Genomic DNA, 20,774 nt, shown 5'->3' with positions numbered 1-20,774 from the left:
TGCAGCAAATGCCAATATTTTATTTACTTAATATAATATCACACTGGCCATACTAGTCACAGCTTTCGCCAGTATTTAAATACCGCTTTACTTAGCTCTTGTAACATACCTTTACCATCAGCAGCATGAATATTATTATCCTGACACCACCTTGTAAAAATAGTCCCTCCATCAGCATACATCAGATCATATGCAAATGCGCCTTTAGAAAAATTCGTTGTCCCTATCGGTAACATCTGATTATAGATACTCGATGATGTTGAGTTAATAACTACATCAAAACTACCTGAGATACTACTAAAATCTTCAACCTCTATAGCAAAATCTGCACTAAATAAATCAGCAATAGCTTCGGCTTTTTGCCTAGTTCTGTTTGTAATAGTCAATGAATTAGGAGACTCTTTAATTATTGCAGCCACAACAGCTTTTGCAGCACCTCCAGCGCCAACCACAAGAATTTTCTTATTCTCAAGCTCAATTTTATAGTTATTTTTAATATCATTAACTATTCCTAAACCATCATAATTTAGCGCTATCATTTTACGTTTAGATGTGAAAATAACATTACTTGCAGCCCCAACAGCTTTTGCAGTAGCATCTGAATCATCTGATAATTCAAAAACTCTTTCCTTATGCGGTACTGTTACACTCAAACCTTTAATTTGAGAATTACTTTTGAACTCTTTAATTTTGTTTTCTAAGTCTTCCGGATTAACTTCTATAGCGGTAAAAATCATATCTTGATTATACTTTTTGGCTAACTCCATCTGAATTTTTGGCGATAGACTATGTTTTACAGGATATCCAATAACATGATACAGATCTGACATCAGCGGTTTTCTCTACATTTTTATAACTACTAAGAATTATATCATGCTAAAAAATACGATTAACTTGAATAGAGCAAAAAAAATAAATATCATTAGGCACACAAAAAGTTAAAGAAACTCAAATATTTACTATGAAAAAAATAGCAATAACATTAGGATTAAGTGTGTTTTTATCTACTGGATTTAGCTTACAGGTCTCTAGTGGCTCAACACAAAAGATTAACTCTGGCTCTAGTATTAAGAAAGCTCCTACTGCTATGAACGCTATGCCAATAAACGTAACAGCCAAACAAAATAACATACAAATAGATCAGCCTAAGCAAAAAGAACAGCTACTTGGCTCTAGCTCTTCAACATGGACTCCAGCATACCTTAAGGTTAAAAAATTCAAAAAATGTCTTAGCACTCAAGAGTATAGAGGCTGGAAAGGATATTGTCTGCCAAACAAACAACCTGAGAAATGTCCTGATGCATCGTGGAAAGAGCTAAATAAAATGAATCTAATACCTTGCTCTAAATAATCACACCAATAAATAACATTTGACTAATTTTTGTCTTTTCTATAGAATACCGAAACTATTTCTGTGATTTATATATAATAAAGAAAAATTTAAAGAGGAAAATAAAAATGAAAAGAACATTCCAACCTTCAAACTTAAAAAGAAAAAGAACTCATGGTTTCCGTGCTCGTATGAAAACTTTAAGTGGAAGAAAAGTTATCAAAAATAGAAGAGCTAAAGGCAGAGCTAAGCTTAGTGCATAATTTTTGTTTGACAAAACAAAATATACTTAATAAAAGTGAGATCAAACAGGCTTTTGATAGCGTTGAAAATAAGCTAAGCACTTTACACTTTACTTTTTTGCTTAGCAAAAGAAGCATTAAAGATCCTGGCATATGTGTGATCTTACCTAAAAAAAGCATAAAAAAAGCTACTAAAAGAAATCTTTGTCGAAGGCTTGCTAAAGAGTTTTTTCGTTTAAACAAACTTTTCTTAGAACAGAAAAGCCTGATTGTACTGAGCAAAAAACCAGCGTCTCAAGCTACTAAGGAAGAATTGTGGCAATCTATAGAAAAATTCTCTCATTTTTTAAAAGAATCGCAGTAGTTCCTTTTATACTATCAATCAAGTTCTATCGCTATTGCATTAGCCCTTTTATACCGGCTAGATGTAGATATTATCCAACTTGTTCTGAATATGCTCTAGAAGCTCTAAAATCTCATGGTATACTAAAGGGATTGTATTTAACCATACGTAGACTCTTGCGTTGCCATCCATTAGCAAAAAGAGACTACTTTGACCCAGTTCCGGCAAAAATAAAAGGTTTAAAAAAATAATGAAAGCTAATCATGTAAGAATATTACTATTAATCATAATAGCAATAATGTTTATATCTCTAATGGGTAAATGGGAACAAACCTTCCCTTCACATGACAATACGCAGCAACAAACTGCAAAAACTCAAGAGAATAACCATTACAAATCTACTGACTCAACAGCAAATAATGTAACAAATAGTCAGGCTCCTAGCTTAACAGCTAAAACAAGCTTCTCAAAATATGACAAAGCTGACAGTGTAACTATAAATACTGATGTTTTCAAAAATCTAAAAATCAGCTTATTAAATGGTGCTATTATTTCAGCATCTTTAAAAGACTATACTGTTAGTCTTAAGGATAAAACTCCTATGAACCTTCTAACTGAAAAACAAGGTTCAGAGTATATTGCCAAGAGTAATATTGTTATAGATAGAAAACCAGTAAATGTTGAGTTCAAAAACCAAGGCATCAAGAAAGAAGGTAATAAACAGATTCTAACATTATCAGGTTCTGTTGATGGTTTAGATATAACTAGAACATATACTTTTGATGATTCTAAATATAACATTTCTATAGCTCAAAAGATTACTAACACTAGTTCCAATCCAATAAATGTAATTGTTGATGATTCATTAGCTAGAGACTTTGATCCTGCCGGAGATAGCTTTAGCTTATTAAATGCTCATAGCTATACTTTCACTGGTGTTGCTTACTCAACTCCACAAGACAAATTTAGAAAAGAGTCTTTTAAAGATATCTCTAAAACGGATGGTAAACCTACTGTTATTGATAATAATGGACAAGGCTGGGTAGCATTTTTAGAGCATTATTTCTTGACTGCTTGGATACCGCAATCATCAAATTCAAAAATATACTACAAAAACTTAAATGGTAATGTTTTTGAAGCTGGTGAATATACAGGTATCACTATAGCTCCTAATCAGTCACAAGATATTTCTTCTGTACTATATACAGGACCAATCATTAAAGATAACCTTGTTAGCTTAGCTCCGAATCTAGAAAAGACTCTTGACTATGGTATGCTTTCATTCTTCTCAGAAATCATCTTCTGGGTTATGAGCCATATTCATGCTTTAGTTGGTAACTGGGGTCTATCTATTATCCTGGTTACTGTACTTATTAAGGCAATATTCTACCCTCTTTCTGCTAAGAGCTACCGTTCTATGGCAAAAATGAGAATGCTACAACCAAGAATTAAGCGTCTTCAAGAAACTTATAAAGATGATCGTCAAGCTCTTGGTAAAAAAATGATGGAAATGTATAAAGAGGAAAAAGTTAATCCTCTTGGTGGTTGTTTACCTATGGTAATCCAAATCCCTATATTTATTTCATTATACTGGGTATTACTAGAGTCTGTTGAATTAAGACATGCTCCATTTATTTTCTGGATTCATGACTTATCAATGAAAGACCCATACTTTGTACTTCCTGTACTAATGGGACTATCAATGTTCTTACAGCAAAGACTTTCTCCAGCTCCAGCTGATCCTATGCAAGCTAAGATAATGATGTTCTTACCTGTAATATTCACATTCCTATTTGCATCATTCCCATCTGGACTTGTGTTATACTGGTTAACAAACAACCTAATAAGTATCTTGCAACAATGGATGATTACAAAACGCTATCAAGCAACACACAAAAAATAATACTTATTTAGCCTATGGATAAATCTTTTCTAAAACCAAAATATTGGAGTATTTGGATCCTAGTTGGCCTATGTAAGGCTATTGTAAATATCCTACCATACAAAGCTTTAATGCGACTAGCTATAGGTATCGGCTTCTTAGCAAAACCTCTTGCAAAAAAGCGTAATCAAATTGCTATCACAAACTTAAAAATAGCTTTCCCTGAAAAATCAGACCAAGAGATAAAGAAACTTGCTGACGAGAGTTATAAATCAGCATGCATGGCAGGTTTTGAAAGTTTGATAGCATGGTTTATGTCGGATAAGAACTTCAAAAAATTAAATATAGATACTTCAGAATTTGATACTTTTATTAACACTCATAATGATCCAAACAAAACTCTTTTAGCGTTAGGATTTCATTTTCATTCATTAGAGATCGCTGGTAGATATGTTGGTGATAATATTAAACCTCTTTCAATAATGTATCAAAAGCATAGTAGCCCCCTAATGGAGCATATCATAACCACCTCTCGTGAAAAGTATATTGACAAATGCTTTCAACGTAAAAATATAGTCTCTGTAATAAAGAGTCTAAAAAGAGGTATGACTATGTGGTATGCACCTGACCAAGATTTTAAGGAGCATATTATTTTCGTAGATTTCTTTAGTAAACTTTGCTCTACTTTAACTGTTACACCATGGCTTGCACAAAAAACTGGTGCAACAGTAATACCTATGTACTACGTTAGAAAAAAAGATTTATCAGGATATAAACTAATTTCTTGTGAACCAATTGAGTTTACAGGAGATCCGTATAAAGATGCAAATATGACAAACAGGTTCCTTGAGGATGCAATTAGAAAGTATCCTGAGCAATACTTGTGGCAACATAGACGCTATAAAACAAGACCTCCAGGTGAAGAGGTAATTTACTAACCCTATGCTTTTCTCATTATATAAGCACTAATACTTAACTAAAAAATAATCAGAGAGATTAAAATGGATAAACATCTTCTAAAACCCAAGTATTGGGGAATATGGTTTTTAATTAGTATTTCTAAAGTGCTAGTCAATACTCTTTCATATAAGGCTCTAATGCATCTTGCTGTTTTCATAGGCTATTTGACAAAGCCTATAGTAAAAAAACGCCAAAAGATAGCTATGACTAACTTAAAAATCGCTTTTCCAGAAAAGTCAGATAAAGAGATAAAAAAGTTAGCTAATGAGAGCTATAAATCAGCATGTATGGCAGGCTTTGAGAGTCTTATTGCTTGGTTTATGTCAGAGAAGAATTTTAAAAAGATAAATTTTGATGATTCTGAGCTAACTACTTTCATAGATGCCCACAATGATAAAAGTAGACCAGCCATCTGCCTTGGATTTCACTTTCACACCTTAGAAATAGTTGGTCGCCATTCAGGAATAAGTTATTCACCATTAACATTGATGTATCAAAAGCATAAGAATCCATTAATGGAATATTTAATTACAACTTCACGAAAGAAATATGTCCATGAATGTTTTCAAAGAAAAAACATTATCCCTGTGATAAAAAGCCTCAAAAGAAAATATACTTTATGGTATGCTCCTGACCAAGATTTTAAAGAGCATATAATCTTTGTCCCATTTTTTGGTAAGCTATGCTCGACCCTAAAAGTTACACCATGGCTTGCGCAGAAAACCAATGCTTTAGTTGTTCCAACGTATTACATCAGAAAACCTGATTTATCTGGCTACAAAATAATATCTGGAGCTCCCCTAGAATTCACTGGTGATGACTATACTGATGCAAGAATGACTAATGAGTTTCTTGAAGATGCTATTCGCAAATATCCAGAACAGTATTTATGGCAACATAGACGTTATAAAACAAGACCTCCAGGTGAAGAAAAAATCTATTAATTATTTATGATTGATTTACTATATGTTAAACTTGAATGCAGTAACTTAAATGAAGAGTAATATGAGCAGTAAAAACTTTAAACCTGGAAATTGGGGAATATGGCTTATAGTTGGCATAATGAATTGTACTGCAAAACTGCCTTTGTTTACACATAAATATATTGTGCTAGCTATCGGCATCATTATCAAACCTTTTCTAAGAAGTCGTAATCAAATTGCTCGTGAAAATCTCAAAATTGCTTATCCAGAAAAATCAAATAAAGAAATCAATAAATTAGTACGCAAAAGCTATTATTCTATGGTTCTTTCTGGGGCTGAAACTAATGCTGCTTGGCTTTTATCAAAAAAAAGATTTAACAAAATTAAATTTGAATGGGGTGAAGGCTCAAGAGAAAGATTTGAGAAGTATCATAGTGATCCTAATCAAAAACTAATTATATTAGGCTTTCACTTTCACTGTATCGAGATAATTGGTAGATATATGGGACAAGAGTTCCCTCCTTTTACGGTAATGTACCAAAAAAATGGTAATGATCTTATTGAAAACTTGATAAAAGACTATCGTGAGAGAAACCTTTATAAATGTCTTGATAGTAAAAACTTTATCTCAGTTATTAGAAGCCTTAAGAAAGGCTATACCATGTGGTACGCTCCAGATCAAGATTTTGGCTTAGAGAGCTCAGGTCTTGAAAACTCGGTTTTTGCGCCATTTTTTGGTAAACTCTGTGCTACGCTTACGGTGACTCCATGGCTTGCCCAAAAAACAGGAGCGGTTGTAATCCCAGCGTATTATGTAAGAGAAAAATGTTTGAAAAAATATAAAATTGTAACTGGTGAACCTTTAGAGTTTACAGGTGATGCTTATAAAGATGCAGAAATTACTAACAAATTTCTTGAAGATGCTATTCGCAAGTACCCAGAACAATATTTATGGCAACACCGTCGCTATAGAACAAGACCAAATGGCGAGCCTCAAATTTATTAGAGCTTATTAATATGTTTAAAAAAAAATTATTACATATAGTTAAAGGATTTTCTTTAGTTGAGCTAATGGTTGTCATAGCTATTATAGCTATTCTTGCATCTATAGGTATACCAATGTATAACAACTATATTTTAAGAAGTCATCGTAGTGAGGCAACATCTGAACTATTATCAGCATCAAATGCTGCGGATAATTTTGAGATTCGTAACGGATCTTTCCCGCCTGGTAACGACATAAACTCTTTCTACCATGCAAATTCACAAAGCAGGCTTTATAGACTATCATACTGCTCTGGAAATACATGCCCTAACGCAGATGCAGACTATACAATTACAGCTACTGCTCAAGGAGCACAAGCTGCGGACACCCCGTGCACAAATATTGAGTTACAAGTCAATGGTGCTATCGTTGATAGAACGCCTACTGCATGTTGGAATTAACAAAATATAAGAAGTAATACTTAATAAAAATCAAGGACTACTAAAAATGGCAAATTATAGTACAAATGAATTCAAAGGCGGCTTAAAAGTTTTAATAGATGGTAACCCAATGGTTATTGTGGAAAATGAATTTGTTAAACCAGGCAAAGGCCAAGCATTCAATAGAGTTAAACTTAAAAATCTACTTAATGATAGAGTTATAGAAAAGACTTTTAAATCAGGAGAATCTGTTGAAGCTGCTGATGTCGAAGAACTAACTGCTGTATACTCATATTTTGATGGTGATAGCTATGTATTTATGCACCCAGAAACATTCGAACAATATATGGTTTCTGAAGAAGGGCTAGGCGAAGCTAAGAAATGGTTAAAAGACCAAGATGAGTACCAAATAATTTTATTTAATGGCCAGCCTATCTCAATAATTCCACCTAACTTTGTAAACCTTGAGATTATCGAAACAGATCCTGGTCTGAAAGGTGATACTGCTGGAACTGGTGGTAAACCTGCAACATTATCTACTGGTGCTGTTGTGAGAGTTCCTCTTTTTGTACAAACTGGTGAAGTTATTAAAGTTGATACTAGAACATCTAGCTATGTATCTAGAGTTAAGGACTAATAACATATGCAATCTTCAAATAACTTAGTTTGGATTGATCTAGAAATGACAGGTCTTGACGTAGATGAGTGTAAAATCATTGAGATCGCGGCAATTATTACAGATAAAGACTTAAATATAGTCGCTGAAGCAGAGCCTATCGCAATCTACCAACCTAGAGAAGTCTTAGAAAATATGAATGAATGGTGTATCAAGACTCATGGTGAGACTGGGCTTACTCAAAGAGTTAAAGATAGCAAAATTTCTCTTGAAGAAGCTGAACTAAAGATTCTTGAGTTTATCAAAGAATATGTACCATATCAAAGCTCTCCTTTATGTGGCAATTCAATATGGCAAGATAGGAGATTTTTAGCTAAATACATGCCTAAAATAGATGACTACTGCCACTATAGAATGCTTGATGTCACAAGTTTAAAGCTTCTAAATGAATACTGGGGCGATGGCGAATTCTTTAATAAAAAAGCTACACATAAAGCATTAGATGATATCCAAGAATCTATCGCAGAGTTAAAATTTTATAGAAAAAAACTATTATCACTTTAAAGAGATAAGATAAATGAAAAAAATATTGCTTTTAGTTATTTCAACTCTTTTAATAACTAGTTGTTCTACCCACCCTCTTGGTATATCTGATGAAACATGGCAGAACATGACTCCTGAACAACAAGCCGATGCTTACCAAAAACAAGCTGACATAGATGCAAAACAGCATGCTCAAGAGTTAGCTTATCAACATCAACAGCAGCAGGAAATTGCTAACATAAAAGCTCATCCTGAGTATGGCCAGTATATCCAATGTGTGATTAGAAAAGGTCAATATCAAGCTTTCATAAATAATTGGAATGATATTCAAGCATTTAGTTTTGATGCTATTAAAGGTAAAACCACTACAGCTAACCTGACCTACTATCAAAACAACAATAAATTTTTTAATGAGAACCAACAGCTATATATCTCATTCACAGGAACTCAAATTAAGATTTGTAAGGACCAAAATGCTTTTTCAGATGATTGTTCTGTAATAACTGCAACGATGCCTCAATATGCAAAAGGTGCTAGAGTAAAGATAACCTCTGGAATAATTAAAGGTACTGCTAGATGCGATATGGTTTATGATAATAACCGATCACAAGGGGGAAGTCCTAATATCATAATAAATGTTTGATAATAATTCTCATTATCGTATATCACAATTAAATATCTTTTGCTATACTTGTTACACCAAATTACCTTTAAAAAGATTTCTTGAGTACAAATTATGAAATATGCTTTAGTTGGCAATCCAAACTGTGGTAAAACAACGATATTTAACTCTCTAACTGGACTTAATCAAAAAGTTGGTAACTGGTCTGGAGTTACTGTTGACAAAAAAGTAGGTACTTTTAATTCAAATAACAAAAAAATAGAAATTATAGATATACCTGGCATTTATTCTTTGTCAGTATCAGATGAAAACTCAATAGATGAACAGATAGCTTATTCTTTTATTGTCAAAGAAAAACCAAATGCAATTATCAATGTTGTAGACGCATCAAACTTAAATAGAAGCTTATATTTAACTGTGCAACTTATAGAGCTTGGTCTACCAGTGATCTTAGCTGTAAATATGGTAGATGTCGCAACTAAAAAAGGTATTGTTATACATTATGATAAGTTAGAAAAAACTCTAGGATGTAAAGTTTTACCAATAGTTGGCTCAAAAAACGTTGGTATTCAGGATCTAAAGCAGACTTTAGCAAATCCTCAAGACACTCCATGCTTTGACCTTACAAAATTCTATCCTAAAACAGTATTTGACTTAGAAAAGCAAATTAGCGAACTTCGTCATAATCATATAGGCAACCTATGGCTTACAACTGAGCTACTAGATGGTAGAGACATCCAAGTTGCACAAGAAATTAAAGCTGAAGATTTAAATACTCTAAAAAAGTCTATAGATAAAAGTCAAAACTTTGATATTGCTAAATCTCGCTATCAGGCTGTTGCAGAAATTATAGATATTTCAACAGAACGTAAAAAAGTCTCAAGAATTAATCTAACTAAAGCTCTAGATGCAATATGTATGAATAAATATTTAGGAGTCCCTGTATTTTTATTCATGATGTATCTAATGTTCCTATTCTCTATTACTTTAGGGGCTGCTGTACAACCATTATTCGATGATTTCTCTAGTGCTATATTTATTGATGGTGTTGCTTACTACTCAAACCTAATAGGCCTACCAATAACCGTCACAGAGATATTATCACAAGGATTTGGTACCGGTATTAATACTGTTTTAGCATTTATTCCTCAGATAGGATTCTTATTTATATTTCTATCTATACTTGAAGACTCTGGTTATATGTCACGAGCAGCATTTGTTATGGACAAGTTTATGCAATCTATCGGCTTATCTGGTAAAGCTTTTGTTCCTCTTATTGTTGGGTTTGGTTGTAATGTTGCTTCTGTAATGGCTGCTAGGACTTTAGAAACGCGAAAAGATCGACTAATGACAATCATGATGGCTCCGTTTATGTCTTGTGGTGCAAGGTTAGCAATATTTTCAGTATTTGCGACAGCATTTTTTCCAAACCACGGAGCATCTATAATATTCTTACTTTATATCACAGGCATAATAGGTGCCATTATAACTGGCTATGTAATTAAATTTACCTTTCTAAAAGGTGATACATCTCCATTTATTTTAGATATCCCCAATTATCACCTTCCTCACGCTAAGACAATCATGCTATATAGTTGGAATAGACTAAAATCATTCCTTATCCGTGCAGGTAAAGTTATTGTACCTGTAGCAATTATTGTAGGTAGTTTAAACAGTATTTATGTAACTAAAGACGAAACTCTTCTAAGCTATGGAAGTAAAGAAATCACACCTATATTAAACCCAATTGGAGTTAGTAATGATAATTGGCCAGCAACAGTTGGTCTAGTAACAGGAACACTTGCAAAAGAGGTTGTTGTCGGTACGCTAAACACTATCTACACACAAGCGGATGATGATGGTATACCTAAAAGCTTCAGTGCGATAGATAGCTTTAAAGAAGCTTTGAGTACTACAATAGATAACTTTAGGCATATTGATTTTAACCCAATAACTTCAAATGAGGCTGATGCAAATATGAGTACTGCGGCTATGGGTAATATGGTTAGCAAATTTGGCTCTGGTATTGCAGCTTTCTCATACCTACTTTTCGTACTACTATATATCCCTTGTATCTCAGTAATAGGTGCTATGGTTAGAGAAGCTACTCGTGGATGGGCTATTCTATCAATAATCTGGAGTACATCTATTGCATATGTGGCAGCCTTATTAGTTTATCAAACGGCAAATATTCTTAATACTCCTGTAAAATCGATAAGTTATATTGCTGGAGCTCTTATATATACAATATTTATAATTTTTATTATGAAATATCTATCAACTAAAATAAGGTTTGTCGCCAACCTTACAGGATGTTCAAGTTGTAATACCAAGTGTTCTTAGGATTATTTTGAGATATAAATATGATTTCATCTTTCTAGATTCTTGATATCTTTAACATAGAACTATATGATTTAATATTATAAGACTTAAAAACGTATAAAAGCTTATGTTATATTTGATAGTCGGAATACTTATATGGTCTTTGATACACTTTATACCTACCTATTTTTTTAATTTTAGAAAAAAAATTATTAATATTACTGGTGAAAATTCCTACAAAGGAATCTTCTCAATACTAATAGTAATATCTATAGTTTTAATGGTAATTGGCTGGAGAACATCATCTGCTGAAACAATATACTCACTACCAGAAACTATAGCTCATCCGATCACTTTTATATGTGTAACAATAAGCTTTTTGCTATTCTTCTCAGGGCGTCTTAAATCAAGAATTATCAAATTCATACATAACCCTCAGTTGGTAGCTGTCATCACATGGGGAGTAGGTCATATAATTAGCAATATAAACCTAAAAGCAATAATCCTATTTGGAGGTCTAGTAATATGGGCTATTATCTCAATAATACAAACAAATAATAGAGATGCAAAAGTTCAAAAAAGCCTCCCTGAAAAGTTTTCTATAAAATCAGATATCTTAAATATTTTGGTTGGATTAATCGCACTCTGTATATTTATATTTTTGCATCCATTTATAGCAGGAGTTAAATTAGTTTAAAAATTTTCTTCATAAAGACCTTCCTTTTATTCATAAAAATATGATACGATGAAAAATAGTTGCACTTGAGGGTGTAGCGACATCAATTTAATTTATAAAAAACTTGAGAGGAGTTTTTATGTCGAAGTTTGTCTATGCCTTTAGTGAAGGCAATAAGTCTATGCGTGATTTACTAGGTGGAAAAGGTGCAAATCTTAGTGAGATGCTAAATAGTGGTCTTCCTGTACCCGATGGATTTACTGTAACAACGGAGGCTTGCCTTAAGTACTACGATGATCGTCAAATACTAAGCAAAGATGTTAGAGAGCAAATATTTGCTCACATTGCTGATTTAGAAAAAAGAACAGGTAAAACTTTTGGTGGTGGTAATAACCCTCTACTTGTATCAGTACGCTCTGGAGCTAGAGTTTCTATGCCTGGAATGATGGATACAGTTCTAAATCTAGGCTTAAATGATGAAGTTGCCAGAGCGATGGTAGCTAAGACAAACAATGAACAATTTGTTTATGACAGCTACAGAAGATTCATAATGATGTTTGCTGATGTTGTTATGGACTGTGAGAAAAAACCTTTTGACAAAATTCTTGATGATAAAAAAGAAAAAAGAAAGGTAAAAAATGACTGTGACCTAAGCGCAGCTGATTACAAAGATATTGTTGCTGAGTATAAAAAAATCTATAAAGATCTAGTTGGTAAAGAATTCCCTACAGATCCGATTCAACAGCTACTAGCTGCTGTCGAAGCAGTATTTAGATCATGGAACGCTGAAAGAGCTATCATATATAGAGAGATCAATAATATCTCTAATAACTGGGGTACAGCCGTTAATGTTCAAGAAATGGTATATGGTAACTCTGGTAATAATTCTGGTACTGGAGTAGCTTTTACAAGAGACCCTTCTACTGGAGAAAATAAACTCTTTGGTGAATACCTAATCAATGCTCAAGGAGAAGATGTGGTTGCAGGTGTAAGAACTCCTGCGCATATATCTACTCTTAAAGACAAAATGCCACAAGTATTTGAAGATTTTGTAAAAATTGCTAAAAACTTAGAAAGAGTATACAAAGATATGCAAGATATGGAGTTTACTATCGAAGATGGTAAGCTTTTTATGCTACAAACAAGAAATGGTAAAAGGACAGCTAGAGCGGCATTAAAAATAGCTGTTGATATGGCAAAAGAAGGCCTAATCACTAATGAGGAAGCTGTAATGATGGTAGAGCCTCACTTATTAGAGCAACTTCTTCACCCTAAATTTGATGAAAAAGCCCTAGCATCAAAACGCCCTCTTGGATCAGCTCTTGGGGCCTCTCCTGGCGCTGCTAGTGGTAGAATTTACTTTGACGTTGAATCATTACTTGCCGCAAAAGCTCGAGGCCAAGAGAAAACTATCTTAGTTAGAATTGAAACATCTCCTGAGGATATTGCCGGTATGAATGCTTGTAACGGTATTCTTACATTACGTGGTGGTATGACTTCGCATGCAGCCGTTGTTGCTCGTGGTATGGGTAAATGCTGTGTCTCTGGATTAGAGTCTGCGAGAATTAATGAAGAAAAAAGGACGATTACTTTTGAAAGAGGTCAAGTTTTCACAGAAGGTGACTACTTATCTCTTGATGGAACAAAAGGTAATGTATATAGAGGTATTATCAAGACTGTAGATCCTGAAGTTACTAAAGACTTTGAAGATTTTATGAAGTTTGTTGATAGCGTGCGTAAACTTCGTGTACGATGTAATGCAGATACATATAAAGACGCTTCTATCGCTAGAGCATTTGGTGCTGAAGGTATTGGGTTATGCCGTACTGAGCATATGTTCTTTGAAGAAGATCGTATCTCATATGTTAGACAGATGATCCTAGCAAAAGACAAAAAAGAAAGACAAAAAGCTCTGGATAAGTTACTTCCTGTACAACAGCAGGACTTTGAAGAGCTGTTTGAAGCAATGGATAAACTAGCTGTAACAATTAGATTTATTGATCCACCTCTACATGAGTTTTTACCTCATGAAGTTGATGAGATAGATGCTCTAGCAAGAGAGTTCAATATTAGCTATAGTGAGCTAGAAGCACGAATTGAATCTCTTAGTGAAATGAATCCAATGATGGGGCATCGTGGTTGTAGACTTGCTGTTACATATCCAGAAATTATAGAAATGCAGACAAAAGCAATCATATATGCTGCGATTTCTAGTAAGCGCATGGGTATCGATGTTAAACCTGAGCTAATGATTCCTTTAGTAAGTACTCTTGGTGAGTTTAAACTTTTAAGTGGAATTGTTAGAGAAGTTGCTGATAATATTCTTAAACGTGAGAATATGGATATTGATTATAAAGTTGGTGTAATGCTTGAAACTCCTCGTGGTGCTATTGGTGCTGGTATGCTAGCTGAAGCTGGTAGTGAGTTTTTCTCATTTGGTACAAATGACCTAACACAAATGACTTTTGGCTTTAGTCGAGATGATGCTAATAAGTTTATCAAAGATTATCTTGAGCATGGTATCTTAAGCTTTGATCCATTTGCTAGACTTGATCCAAAAGGTGTTGGTAAGCTGATGGAAATAGCTAAAGAAGGCGTAAAAGCTGTCAATCCTAATGCCAAAATGGGTATCTGTGGCGAGCACGGTGGCGAACCATACTCCGTAGGATTCTGTCATGATTTAGATCTTGACTATGTATCTTGCTCACCATTTAGAGTACCAATCGCAAGATTATCAGCAGCCCAAGCAAAAATTTACGCAGATCGTAAATAATATTTCTTTTAACTCTTAGATACTAACTATCTCTCAATTATATAAAACTGCTGTTGTTAGGTATTTGATAATAACAATTTTTAGTATAATTTCCTGATAAATATATAACTTAATATAATCATTTTACAAAAATATACCTTTTATAGAGTGATAAAAACTCTTAACTTTATAAAAAATTTTATAAAAAATCAACCGTTATGCTAAAACTAGGTTTACTCTAAAATATTATATGGCTACAATAACTGTATTAACTTTTAACTAAGAGTATTTTTACTCGAAAGTATTCTTTGTACTAAAAAGATAAGGGAAAATGCATAAAATAGTGAATTCATGTATACGAATGCGAATACATATAGACATTGTCTCTATAATTAAGATATATAGTAACAGCAAAGTTTTCTTAAACTCTGTAACTACTGTGTTCTTAAAAAAAAGCAAATCTCAAAGTAATTCTTCTCAAGCACTCCTCCCCCTCACAAAAAGTACTCTCTGTCTCTAATAGCAGGCAAAAAATAAAACATTCAAAATTTTAAATTTAAAAAAAATAATAATTAAATATCGAGGGTTAAAATGATAGATAAAATTTGGAAAAATGGCGCAATTATATCTTATGAAGATGCAAAAGTTGGTATAAATACACACTCTCTACACTATGGTTCATCAGTATTTGAAGGCATAAGAGCATATGAAACGCCAAATGGCGTTGGTGTTTTAAAACTAAAAGAACATATGGAAAGATTTGTATACTCAATGAATGTTCTTGGTATGAAATGTAAATATAGTATCGATGAGTTATGCCAAGCTGTACTAGATATAATTAAAGCAAGTGGTAAAAAATCCTGCTATATAAGACCTTTAGCATATTATGCTGAAGGTGGAGTAAGTGTGCTACCAGCAGATAATCATCCAGTAGATATTGCTATATATTGTATTGATATGGGCAAATATATGTCTGCTGACAAAGTTGACATCAAGGTTAGTAAATATATCCGTATTCACCCCCAATCAACTGTTTGTGATGCAAAAATTGGTGGTCACTATGTAAATAGTATCTTAGCCTCTAGAGAAACTTTAGATACTCATTATCATGAGTCTTTATTACTTGACTCAAATGGATATGTCGCTGAAGGTGCGGCAATGAATGTGTTTTTAATAAAGGATAAAGAAGTAATAACAACTCCTTTAGGAACAATACTAAATGGTATAACAAGAAAACTTATTATACAAATAGCTAAAGACTTAGGCTATAAAGTTACAGAGCGCTTATTTAAGGTAGAAGAGTTAGTTGATGCAGATGAAGCCTTCTTCTGTGGTACCGCAGCTGAAGTAACTCCAGTTGCAAGTATAGATGATAATAAATTAAAAAGTTCAGATCATACAATAACTAACCAAATAAAAGAAGTCTTTGAAAAAATTAAGCAAGGACAAGCTTATAAAGAAATTTTAACTTATGTAGAGGGATCTTAATATGGATAAGAAGAAAGTTTATATCTTTGATACAACTCTTAGGGATGGTCAACAATCTCCTGGAGCAGGAATGTCTTTTGAAGATAATATCACATATGCTGATCTAGCAGATAAGTTAAAAATTGATGTGTTAGAAGCTGGATTTCCTTCTGCAAGTAAGACTGACTTTGAAATAGTAAATACTATCTCAAAAAGAATGACTGAAAGGAAGTCTAACATGATTATTGCTGGACTATGCCAATTACGTAAAAACCAGGTTGAAATCACAATGGATGCTCTACGCCCTTCGCTAGAGATAGGTAAAGCAAGAGTTCATATGTATCTGCCGGTAGACCCTAATTTAGCTCAAGCAAGCTTAGGTAGCAAAAATGATAATGAACAAAATATCAAAAATGTTTACGAACTAGTTAAGCTAGCTAGTGATGAAGGCTTTGAGGTTGAGTTTAGTGCTGAGGGATACTCTAAGCTTGGTGATACTTTTGACTATGTAACAGATGTTTTTAGAGCTGCAGTTTCTGCTGGGGTTTCTGTAATCAACTGTCCAGATACTATTGGTGGAGCATGCGAAAGAGAAGGCGAAAACTACTTTGTCCATAATATGTCTAAACATGCAAAAATAATTAAAGAAGAATTTCCTGACAGGGATATAATTTGGTCAGCACACTGTCACAATGATTTAGGCTTAGCATTAGAAAACTCTATGAATGCTGTCTTTGATGGTCCTGCAAGGCAAATTGAGGGTTGTATTAATGGTGTAGGTGAAAGAGCTGGTAACGCATCTTTAGAACAATGTGTAATGTTTTTAAATCTTTTTGGTAAACAAAAAGAGTGTCACTACTACAATGATATTGATATTTCTAACTTTAAGACTATCTCTGACTTTATTGGTGAAAGGATGCTATCAAGACAACCTCATTACCCTATTACTGGTCTAAACTCTGCTAGACATACATCTGGTGGTCATACTAATGCTATTTTAAATAATCCATTAGCATACCAACCTTTTCACCCTGAATCTGTAGGTAATGAAATTAGCTTTGTTTTTGGACCTCTTTCTGGTGGTAATCATGCTAAGAAGATTATCGAAGAAAATGGTTATATTTGTGATGACAAAGAAAAAGCAAAAATTGCACAACAAATAAAAGATATTTATCATGAGCGTAGAAAAGGTATCACAGATGAAGAGCTTATTACTGCTTATAAAAAAATTAGAGCTCCGATCAATGCCACAAGTATTGATTATGGAAAATCTAATGGCGAAACATTTGTAGAGCTTAAAGGTAACTTCTTTGGTAATACAGACTATAGAATCACAGATCATAGTGAAAACTCTGCCTTATCAGCTTTATTAAAAGGTATCCAAGAGCACATTCCTGAAGTAAACATATCAGACTACTTCTCACGCTCATTAAAAGATGCTGGGATAAACTCCAAATCAGAAAGTACTATTATAATTAAAGCGGGTGAAAATAGCCCTACAGTTGAAGGAGTTGCTACTGATCAAGATATAGAAATATCTACTCTTAAAGCTTTAATTGCGGCTACAAATAAATTATTTATAGAAACAAATTATAGGAAATAATATGGCAAAGAATATTATAGATAAAATTTGGGATGCTCATGTTGTAAAACAAATACCTGATTTCCCAGATATGTTATATATAGATAGAATGTTGGTGCACGAAGTAACTTCGCCTCAAGCATTTGATAAAATTAGAGAACTAAAAATACCTATAAATAACCCAAAATCTATCATTGCAACTGTAGATCATAGTATATCAACATCTCCTATTAATCGCTTAGAGATGAAAGACAAAGTTGCTCAAGCTCAAGTTGAGAAGCTTCGTAATAATGTCAAAGAGTTTGGTCTTGATTTTTATGATTTCGAGAGCCAACATCAAGGTGTCGTACATGTAACAGGTCCTGAGCTAGGTTTTACCCTACCAGGAATAACTCTTGTGTGTGGTGACTCTCATACTTCAACTCACGGGGCTTTTGGAGCTTTAGCATTTGGTATAGGTACATCTGAAATTGGTCATGTACTTGCGACTAACTGTATACTACAGTACAGACCTAAGACAATGAAAGTTGAGTTTGTAGGTAAACCTTCAGAGTTAGCAACAGCCAAAGACATTGTAATGAAACTAATTGCTCAAATTGGTATTGGTGGTGCTGGTGGATATATTATTGAGTACACTGGTGAGGTAGTCAAAAATATGTCTATGGAAGAGCGTATGACTTTGTGCAATATGTCTATAGAATGTGGCGCAAGGGCTGGTCTAGTATCTCCAGATGAGAAAACTTTTAATTACCTTAGAGGTAAAAAATATGCTCCTCAAGGAGCTGATTTTGACAAAGCATTAGATAGCTGGAAATCCCTAAAAACTGATAAAGGTGCAAGCTACGATAAATATGTAGAAGTAGATGTTGCTAACCTTGGGCCAATGGTAACTTGGGGAATAAATCCTCAACATGCTATTAATATTTCAGCTAAGATTCCAAATCTTAAAGATATTCCAACTCATCAACATAAATTAGCTCAACAAGCTTATAGCTATACAAAATTTAATGCTGATGAAGATATTCTTGGTAAAGAAATACAGTGGGCTTTTGTCGGTAGCTGTACTAATGGTCGTATAGAAGATATGCGTGCTGTTGCTGAAGTTTTAAAGGGCAGAAAAGTAGCTAAAAATGTAACTATGTATATAGTTCCTGGCTCTGAGCAAGTTAGAAAAATAGCACTAGAAGAAGGCTTAGATAAGATCTTTACTGATGCTGGTGCTGACTTTAGAATGCCAGGTTGCTCAATGTGTCTAGCAATGAATGATGATAAAGTTCCTGCAGGCCAAAGATGTATAAGCACCTCAAATAGAAACTTTATCGGTCGTCAAGGTAAAGGTAGTATAACTCATCTTGCATCACCTCAAACAGTTGCTGCTAGTGCTGTAATGGGTAAAATTTGCAGTGTTGATAAACTATAACTAAGGAGCTATAAGAAATGCAAGCTTTTAAAAAACTAACATCTAATGCAATTCCTTTATGGCTAAGTGATATTGATACAGATATGATTATCCCAGCTAACTTTCTAACTCAAACAAGTAAAGATGGTTATGGGAATAGTTTATTTCATAATTTAAAAGAAAAAGATCATGATTTTATTTTTAACAACCCTGATTACTCCGATTCACAAATACTAATCGCAGGAAGTAATTTTGGTTGTGGTTCATCTAGGGAACATGCTGTTTGGGCTCTTACTCAAGCTGGTATAAGAGCTATAATTGCCCCTTCTTTTTCTGATATTTTTTTCAACAATGCTGCTAAAAATGGTTTGTTACTAATATCTCTAGATAAGGATATTGTTAAGGATTTATGCGATAAAGCAGAAGATCCAAAGTTTAATGTAACTATTGATTTAGAAAACCAGATAGTTTCTGCAGATAAAGATTCGTATAGCTTTGATTACGATCCTTTTCGTAAGACTTGTCTTATCAAGGGGCTTGATGATATGTCCTACCTTATCGAGAACTTAGATCTAATCAAACAATTTGAACAATCAAGAAGAGGCTAGAATGGAAAAAAATATTGCTATATTAGCTGGTGATGGCATTGGTCCTGAAGTAATGGAATCGGCAATAAAGGTTCTTGATGCTACAGCTAAAAAATATAATCACAAATTTAACTATACTGAAGCTCTAGTCGGCGGAGCAGCTTATGATAAATACAAAAGTCATTGCCCAGAAGAAACTTTAGAAATATGTAAAAACTCTGATGCGATACTTTTTGGCTCTGTTGGTGGGCCTGTTGAAGCTCAAAATGAGGAAAAATGGCAAGGCTGTGAAGCTAATAGTATCCTCGCGCTAAGAAAGCACTTTGGATTTAATATAAACATTCGTCCTAGCCAAATATTCCCATCACTAAAAGAAGCATGTCCTTTGAAAGATAGTCGTATCGCTAATGGTGCTGATATTGAGATCTTTAGAGAGCTTTCTAGAGATATCTATTTTGGGGAGCATAAAACTTTTACTGATGAAAATGGTACAAGGTGTGCTACAGATATCGCTGAATATGATGAACATACTATTAGAAATATTGTTACTCAAGCATTTGAAAGAGCTACACAACGCTCAAATAGATTGACTTCAGTAGATAAAGCTAATGTCTTAGATACATCAAGACTATGGAGAAATATAGTTAATGAGGTAGCAAAAGACTATCCAAATGTTACAGTCAATCATATGTATGTCGATAACTGTGCTATGCAAATGGTTCTTAACCCAAGTCAATTTGATGTAATGGTTACAGGAAACCTTTTTGGAGATATTATATCTGATTTAGCATCTGTACTGCCTGGATCAATTGGTTTAGTACCATCTATAAGCTTAAATAAAGATGGTTTTGGTCTTTATGAGCCTTCTGGTGGTTCTGCTTATGATATCAAAGGTCAGAACAAAGCAAATCCAATTGCACAGATATTATCAGCATCACTAATGCTTTCTTACTCATTTGGATTAGTATCAGAAGCTGAAGCTATTGCAAATGCAATTAATTTAACTCTTGAAGATGGTTTTAGAACTCAAGATATCTATACTCAAGGAACTAAATTAGCTTCTACTCAAGAGTTTACAGATGAGATTATAAAGAGATTATAAT

General features: G+C 33.6%; 21 protein-coding genes. 20 read left to right on the top strand and 1 reads right to left on the bottom strand.

Translation table 11 applies throughout. From position 1 onward, the window contains the following. Positions 1-56: 56 nt before the first annotated feature. On the bottom strand, positions 57-830 hold the full coding sequence (gene aroE, locus FIP56_RS00300; protein ID WP_192577016.1) for a shikimate dehydrogenase: 774 nt from the start codon (positions 828-830) through the stop codon (positions 57-59). 131 nt (positions 831-961) lie between these two features. Here aroE and FIP56_RS00295 point away from each other — a divergent pair, with 131 nt between their 5' ends. The 20 genes from FIP56_RS00295 (at position 962) to leuB (ending at position 20,773) form a co-directional block, all read left to right on the top strand. Further along, on the top strand, positions 962-1,351 hold the full coding sequence (locus FIP56_RS00295; RefSeq protein WP_192577015.1) for a hypothetical protein: 390 nt from the start codon (positions 962-964) through the stop codon (positions 1,349-1,351). Positions 1,352-1,458: 107 nt separating this feature from the next. After that, positions 1,459-1,593 carry a 50S ribosomal protein L34 gene (gene rpmH / locus FIP56_RS00290; RefSeq protein ID WP_072711096.1) on the top strand — a complete coding sequence of 45 codons (135 nt, stop codon included), beginning with the start codon at positions 1,459-1,461 and terminating at the stop codon, positions 1,591-1,593. Beyond that, positions 1,535-1,936, top strand: a complete 402-nt coding sequence (gene rnpA / locus FIP56_RS00285; RefSeq protein WP_192577014.1) for a ribonuclease P protein component — start codon at positions 1,535-1,537, stop codon at positions 1,934-1,936. Before rpmH ends, rnpA begins: the two co-directional genes overlap by 59 nt. Continuing rightward, the gene (gene yidD, locus FIP56_RS00280) at positions 1,888-2,166 is read left to right on the top strand and encodes a membrane protein insertion efficiency factor YidD (RefSeq protein WP_192577013.1); all 279 of its coding nucleotides are present in this window, start codon (positions 1,888-1,890) and stop codon (positions 2,164-2,166) included. Before rnpA ends, yidD begins: the two co-directional genes overlap by 49 nt. Then, positions 2,166-3,818: a membrane protein insertase YidC gene (gene yidC, locus FIP56_RS00275; RefSeq protein WP_192577012.1), complete on the top strand. Its 1,653-nt coding sequence runs from the start codon at positions 2,166-2,168 to the stop codon at positions 3,816-3,818. The genes yidD and yidC overlap by 1 nt, the downstream gene beginning before the upstream one ends. A 14-nt stretch (positions 3,819-3,832) precedes the next feature. Further along, positions 3,833-4,735, top strand: coding sequence for an LPS biosynthesis protein (locus tag FIP56_RS00270; RefSeq protein WP_192577011.1), 903 nt, complete (start codon positions 3,833-3,835; stop codon positions 4,733-4,735). Between the two features lie 63 nt (positions 4,736-4,798). Then, a complete protein-coding gene (locus FIP56_RS00265) occupies positions 4,799-5,701 on the top strand; it encodes a lysophospholipid acyltransferase family protein (protein ID WP_192577010.1) in 903 nt (300 codons plus the stop codon). Between the two features lie 61 nt (positions 5,702-5,762). Continuing rightward, positions 5,763-6,686 carry a lysophospholipid acyltransferase family protein gene (locus tag FIP56_RS00260; RefSeq protein ID WP_192578812.1) on the top strand — a complete coding sequence of 308 codons (924 nt, stop codon included), beginning with the start codon at positions 5,763-5,765 and terminating at the stop codon, positions 6,684-6,686. 11 nt (positions 6,687-6,697) lie between these two features. Next, complete coding sequence (locus FIP56_RS00255) at positions 6,698-7,126, top strand: type IV pilin protein (protein ID WP_192577009.1); 429 nt, start codon at positions 6,698-6,700, stop codon at positions 7,124-7,126. A gap of 46 nt (positions 7,127-7,172) precedes the next feature. After that, positions 7,173-7,742, top strand: coding sequence for an elongation factor P (gene efp / locus FIP56_RS00250; RefSeq protein ID WP_192577008.1), 570 nt, complete (start codon positions 7,173-7,175; stop codon positions 7,740-7,742). A gap of 6 nt (positions 7,743-7,748) precedes the next feature. After that, a complete protein-coding gene (gene orn, locus FIP56_RS00245) occupies positions 7,749-8,285 on the top strand; it encodes an oligoribonuclease (protein ID WP_192577007.1) in 537 nt (178 codons plus the stop codon). 13 nt (positions 8,286-8,298) lie between these two features. Continuing rightward, positions 8,299-8,907, top strand: a complete 609-nt coding sequence (locus FIP56_RS00240; protein WP_192577006.1) for a hypothetical protein — start codon at positions 8,299-8,301, stop codon at positions 8,905-8,907. 93 nt (positions 8,908-9,000) lie between these two features. After that, positions 9,001-11,229 carry a Fe(2+) transporter permease subunit FeoB gene (feoB, locus tag FIP56_RS00235; RefSeq protein WP_192577005.1) on the top strand — a complete coding sequence of 743 codons (2,229 nt, stop codon included), beginning with the start codon at positions 9,001-9,003 and terminating at the stop codon, positions 11,227-11,229. 106 nt (positions 11,230-11,335) lie between these two features. Next, positions 11,336-11,905: an NnrU family protein gene (locus FIP56_RS00230; protein ID WP_192577004.1), complete on the top strand. Its 570-nt coding sequence runs from the start codon at positions 11,336-11,338 to the stop codon at positions 11,903-11,905. A 118-nt stretch (positions 11,906-12,023) separates the two neighbouring features. Then, on the top strand, positions 12,024-14,657 hold the full coding sequence (gene ppdK, locus FIP56_RS00225) for a pyruvate, phosphate dikinase (RefSeq protein ID WP_192577003.1): 2,634 nt from the start codon (positions 12,024-12,026) through the stop codon (positions 14,655-14,657). 570 nt (positions 14,658-15,227) lie between these two features. Further along, positions 15,228-16,124, top strand: a complete 897-nt coding sequence (locus FIP56_RS00220; protein WP_192577002.1) for a branched-chain amino acid transaminase — start codon at positions 15,228-15,230, stop codon at positions 16,122-16,124. 1 nt (position 16,125) lies between these two features. Then, a complete protein-coding gene (locus FIP56_RS00215) occupies positions 16,126-17,706 on the top strand; it encodes an alpha-isopropylmalate synthase regulatory domain-containing protein (RefSeq protein WP_192577001.1) in 1,581 nt (526 codons plus the stop codon). Between the two features lies 1 nt (position 17,707). Then, positions 17,708-19,105 (top strand): 3-isopropylmalate dehydratase large subunit, encoded by a 1,398-nt coding sequence (leuC, locus tag FIP56_RS00210; RefSeq protein ID WP_192577000.1) that lies wholly within the window; start codon positions 17,708-17,710, stop codon positions 19,103-19,105. 17 nt (positions 19,106-19,122) lie between these two features. Next, complete coding sequence (gene leuD / locus FIP56_RS00205) at positions 19,123-19,692, top strand: 3-isopropylmalate dehydratase small subunit (RefSeq protein WP_192576999.1); 570 nt, start codon at positions 19,123-19,125, stop codon at positions 19,690-19,692. 1 nt (position 19,693) lies between these two features. After that, positions 19,694-20,773, top strand: a complete 1,080-nt coding sequence (leuB, locus tag FIP56_RS00200) for a 3-isopropylmalate dehydrogenase (RefSeq protein ID WP_192576998.1) — start codon at positions 19,694-19,696, stop codon at positions 20,771-20,773. The last annotated feature ends 1 nt before the right edge of the window (position 20,774 follow it).

The sequence above is a fragment of the Francisella sp. LA112445 genome (genome assembly GCF_012224145.1).
GTDB lineage: Bacteria > Pseudomonadota > Gammaproteobacteria > Francisellales > Francisellaceae > Francisella.
The sequence above is the reverse complement of the archived record's forward strand: the minus strand, read 5'-3'. Positions and strand labels throughout refer to the sequence as shown.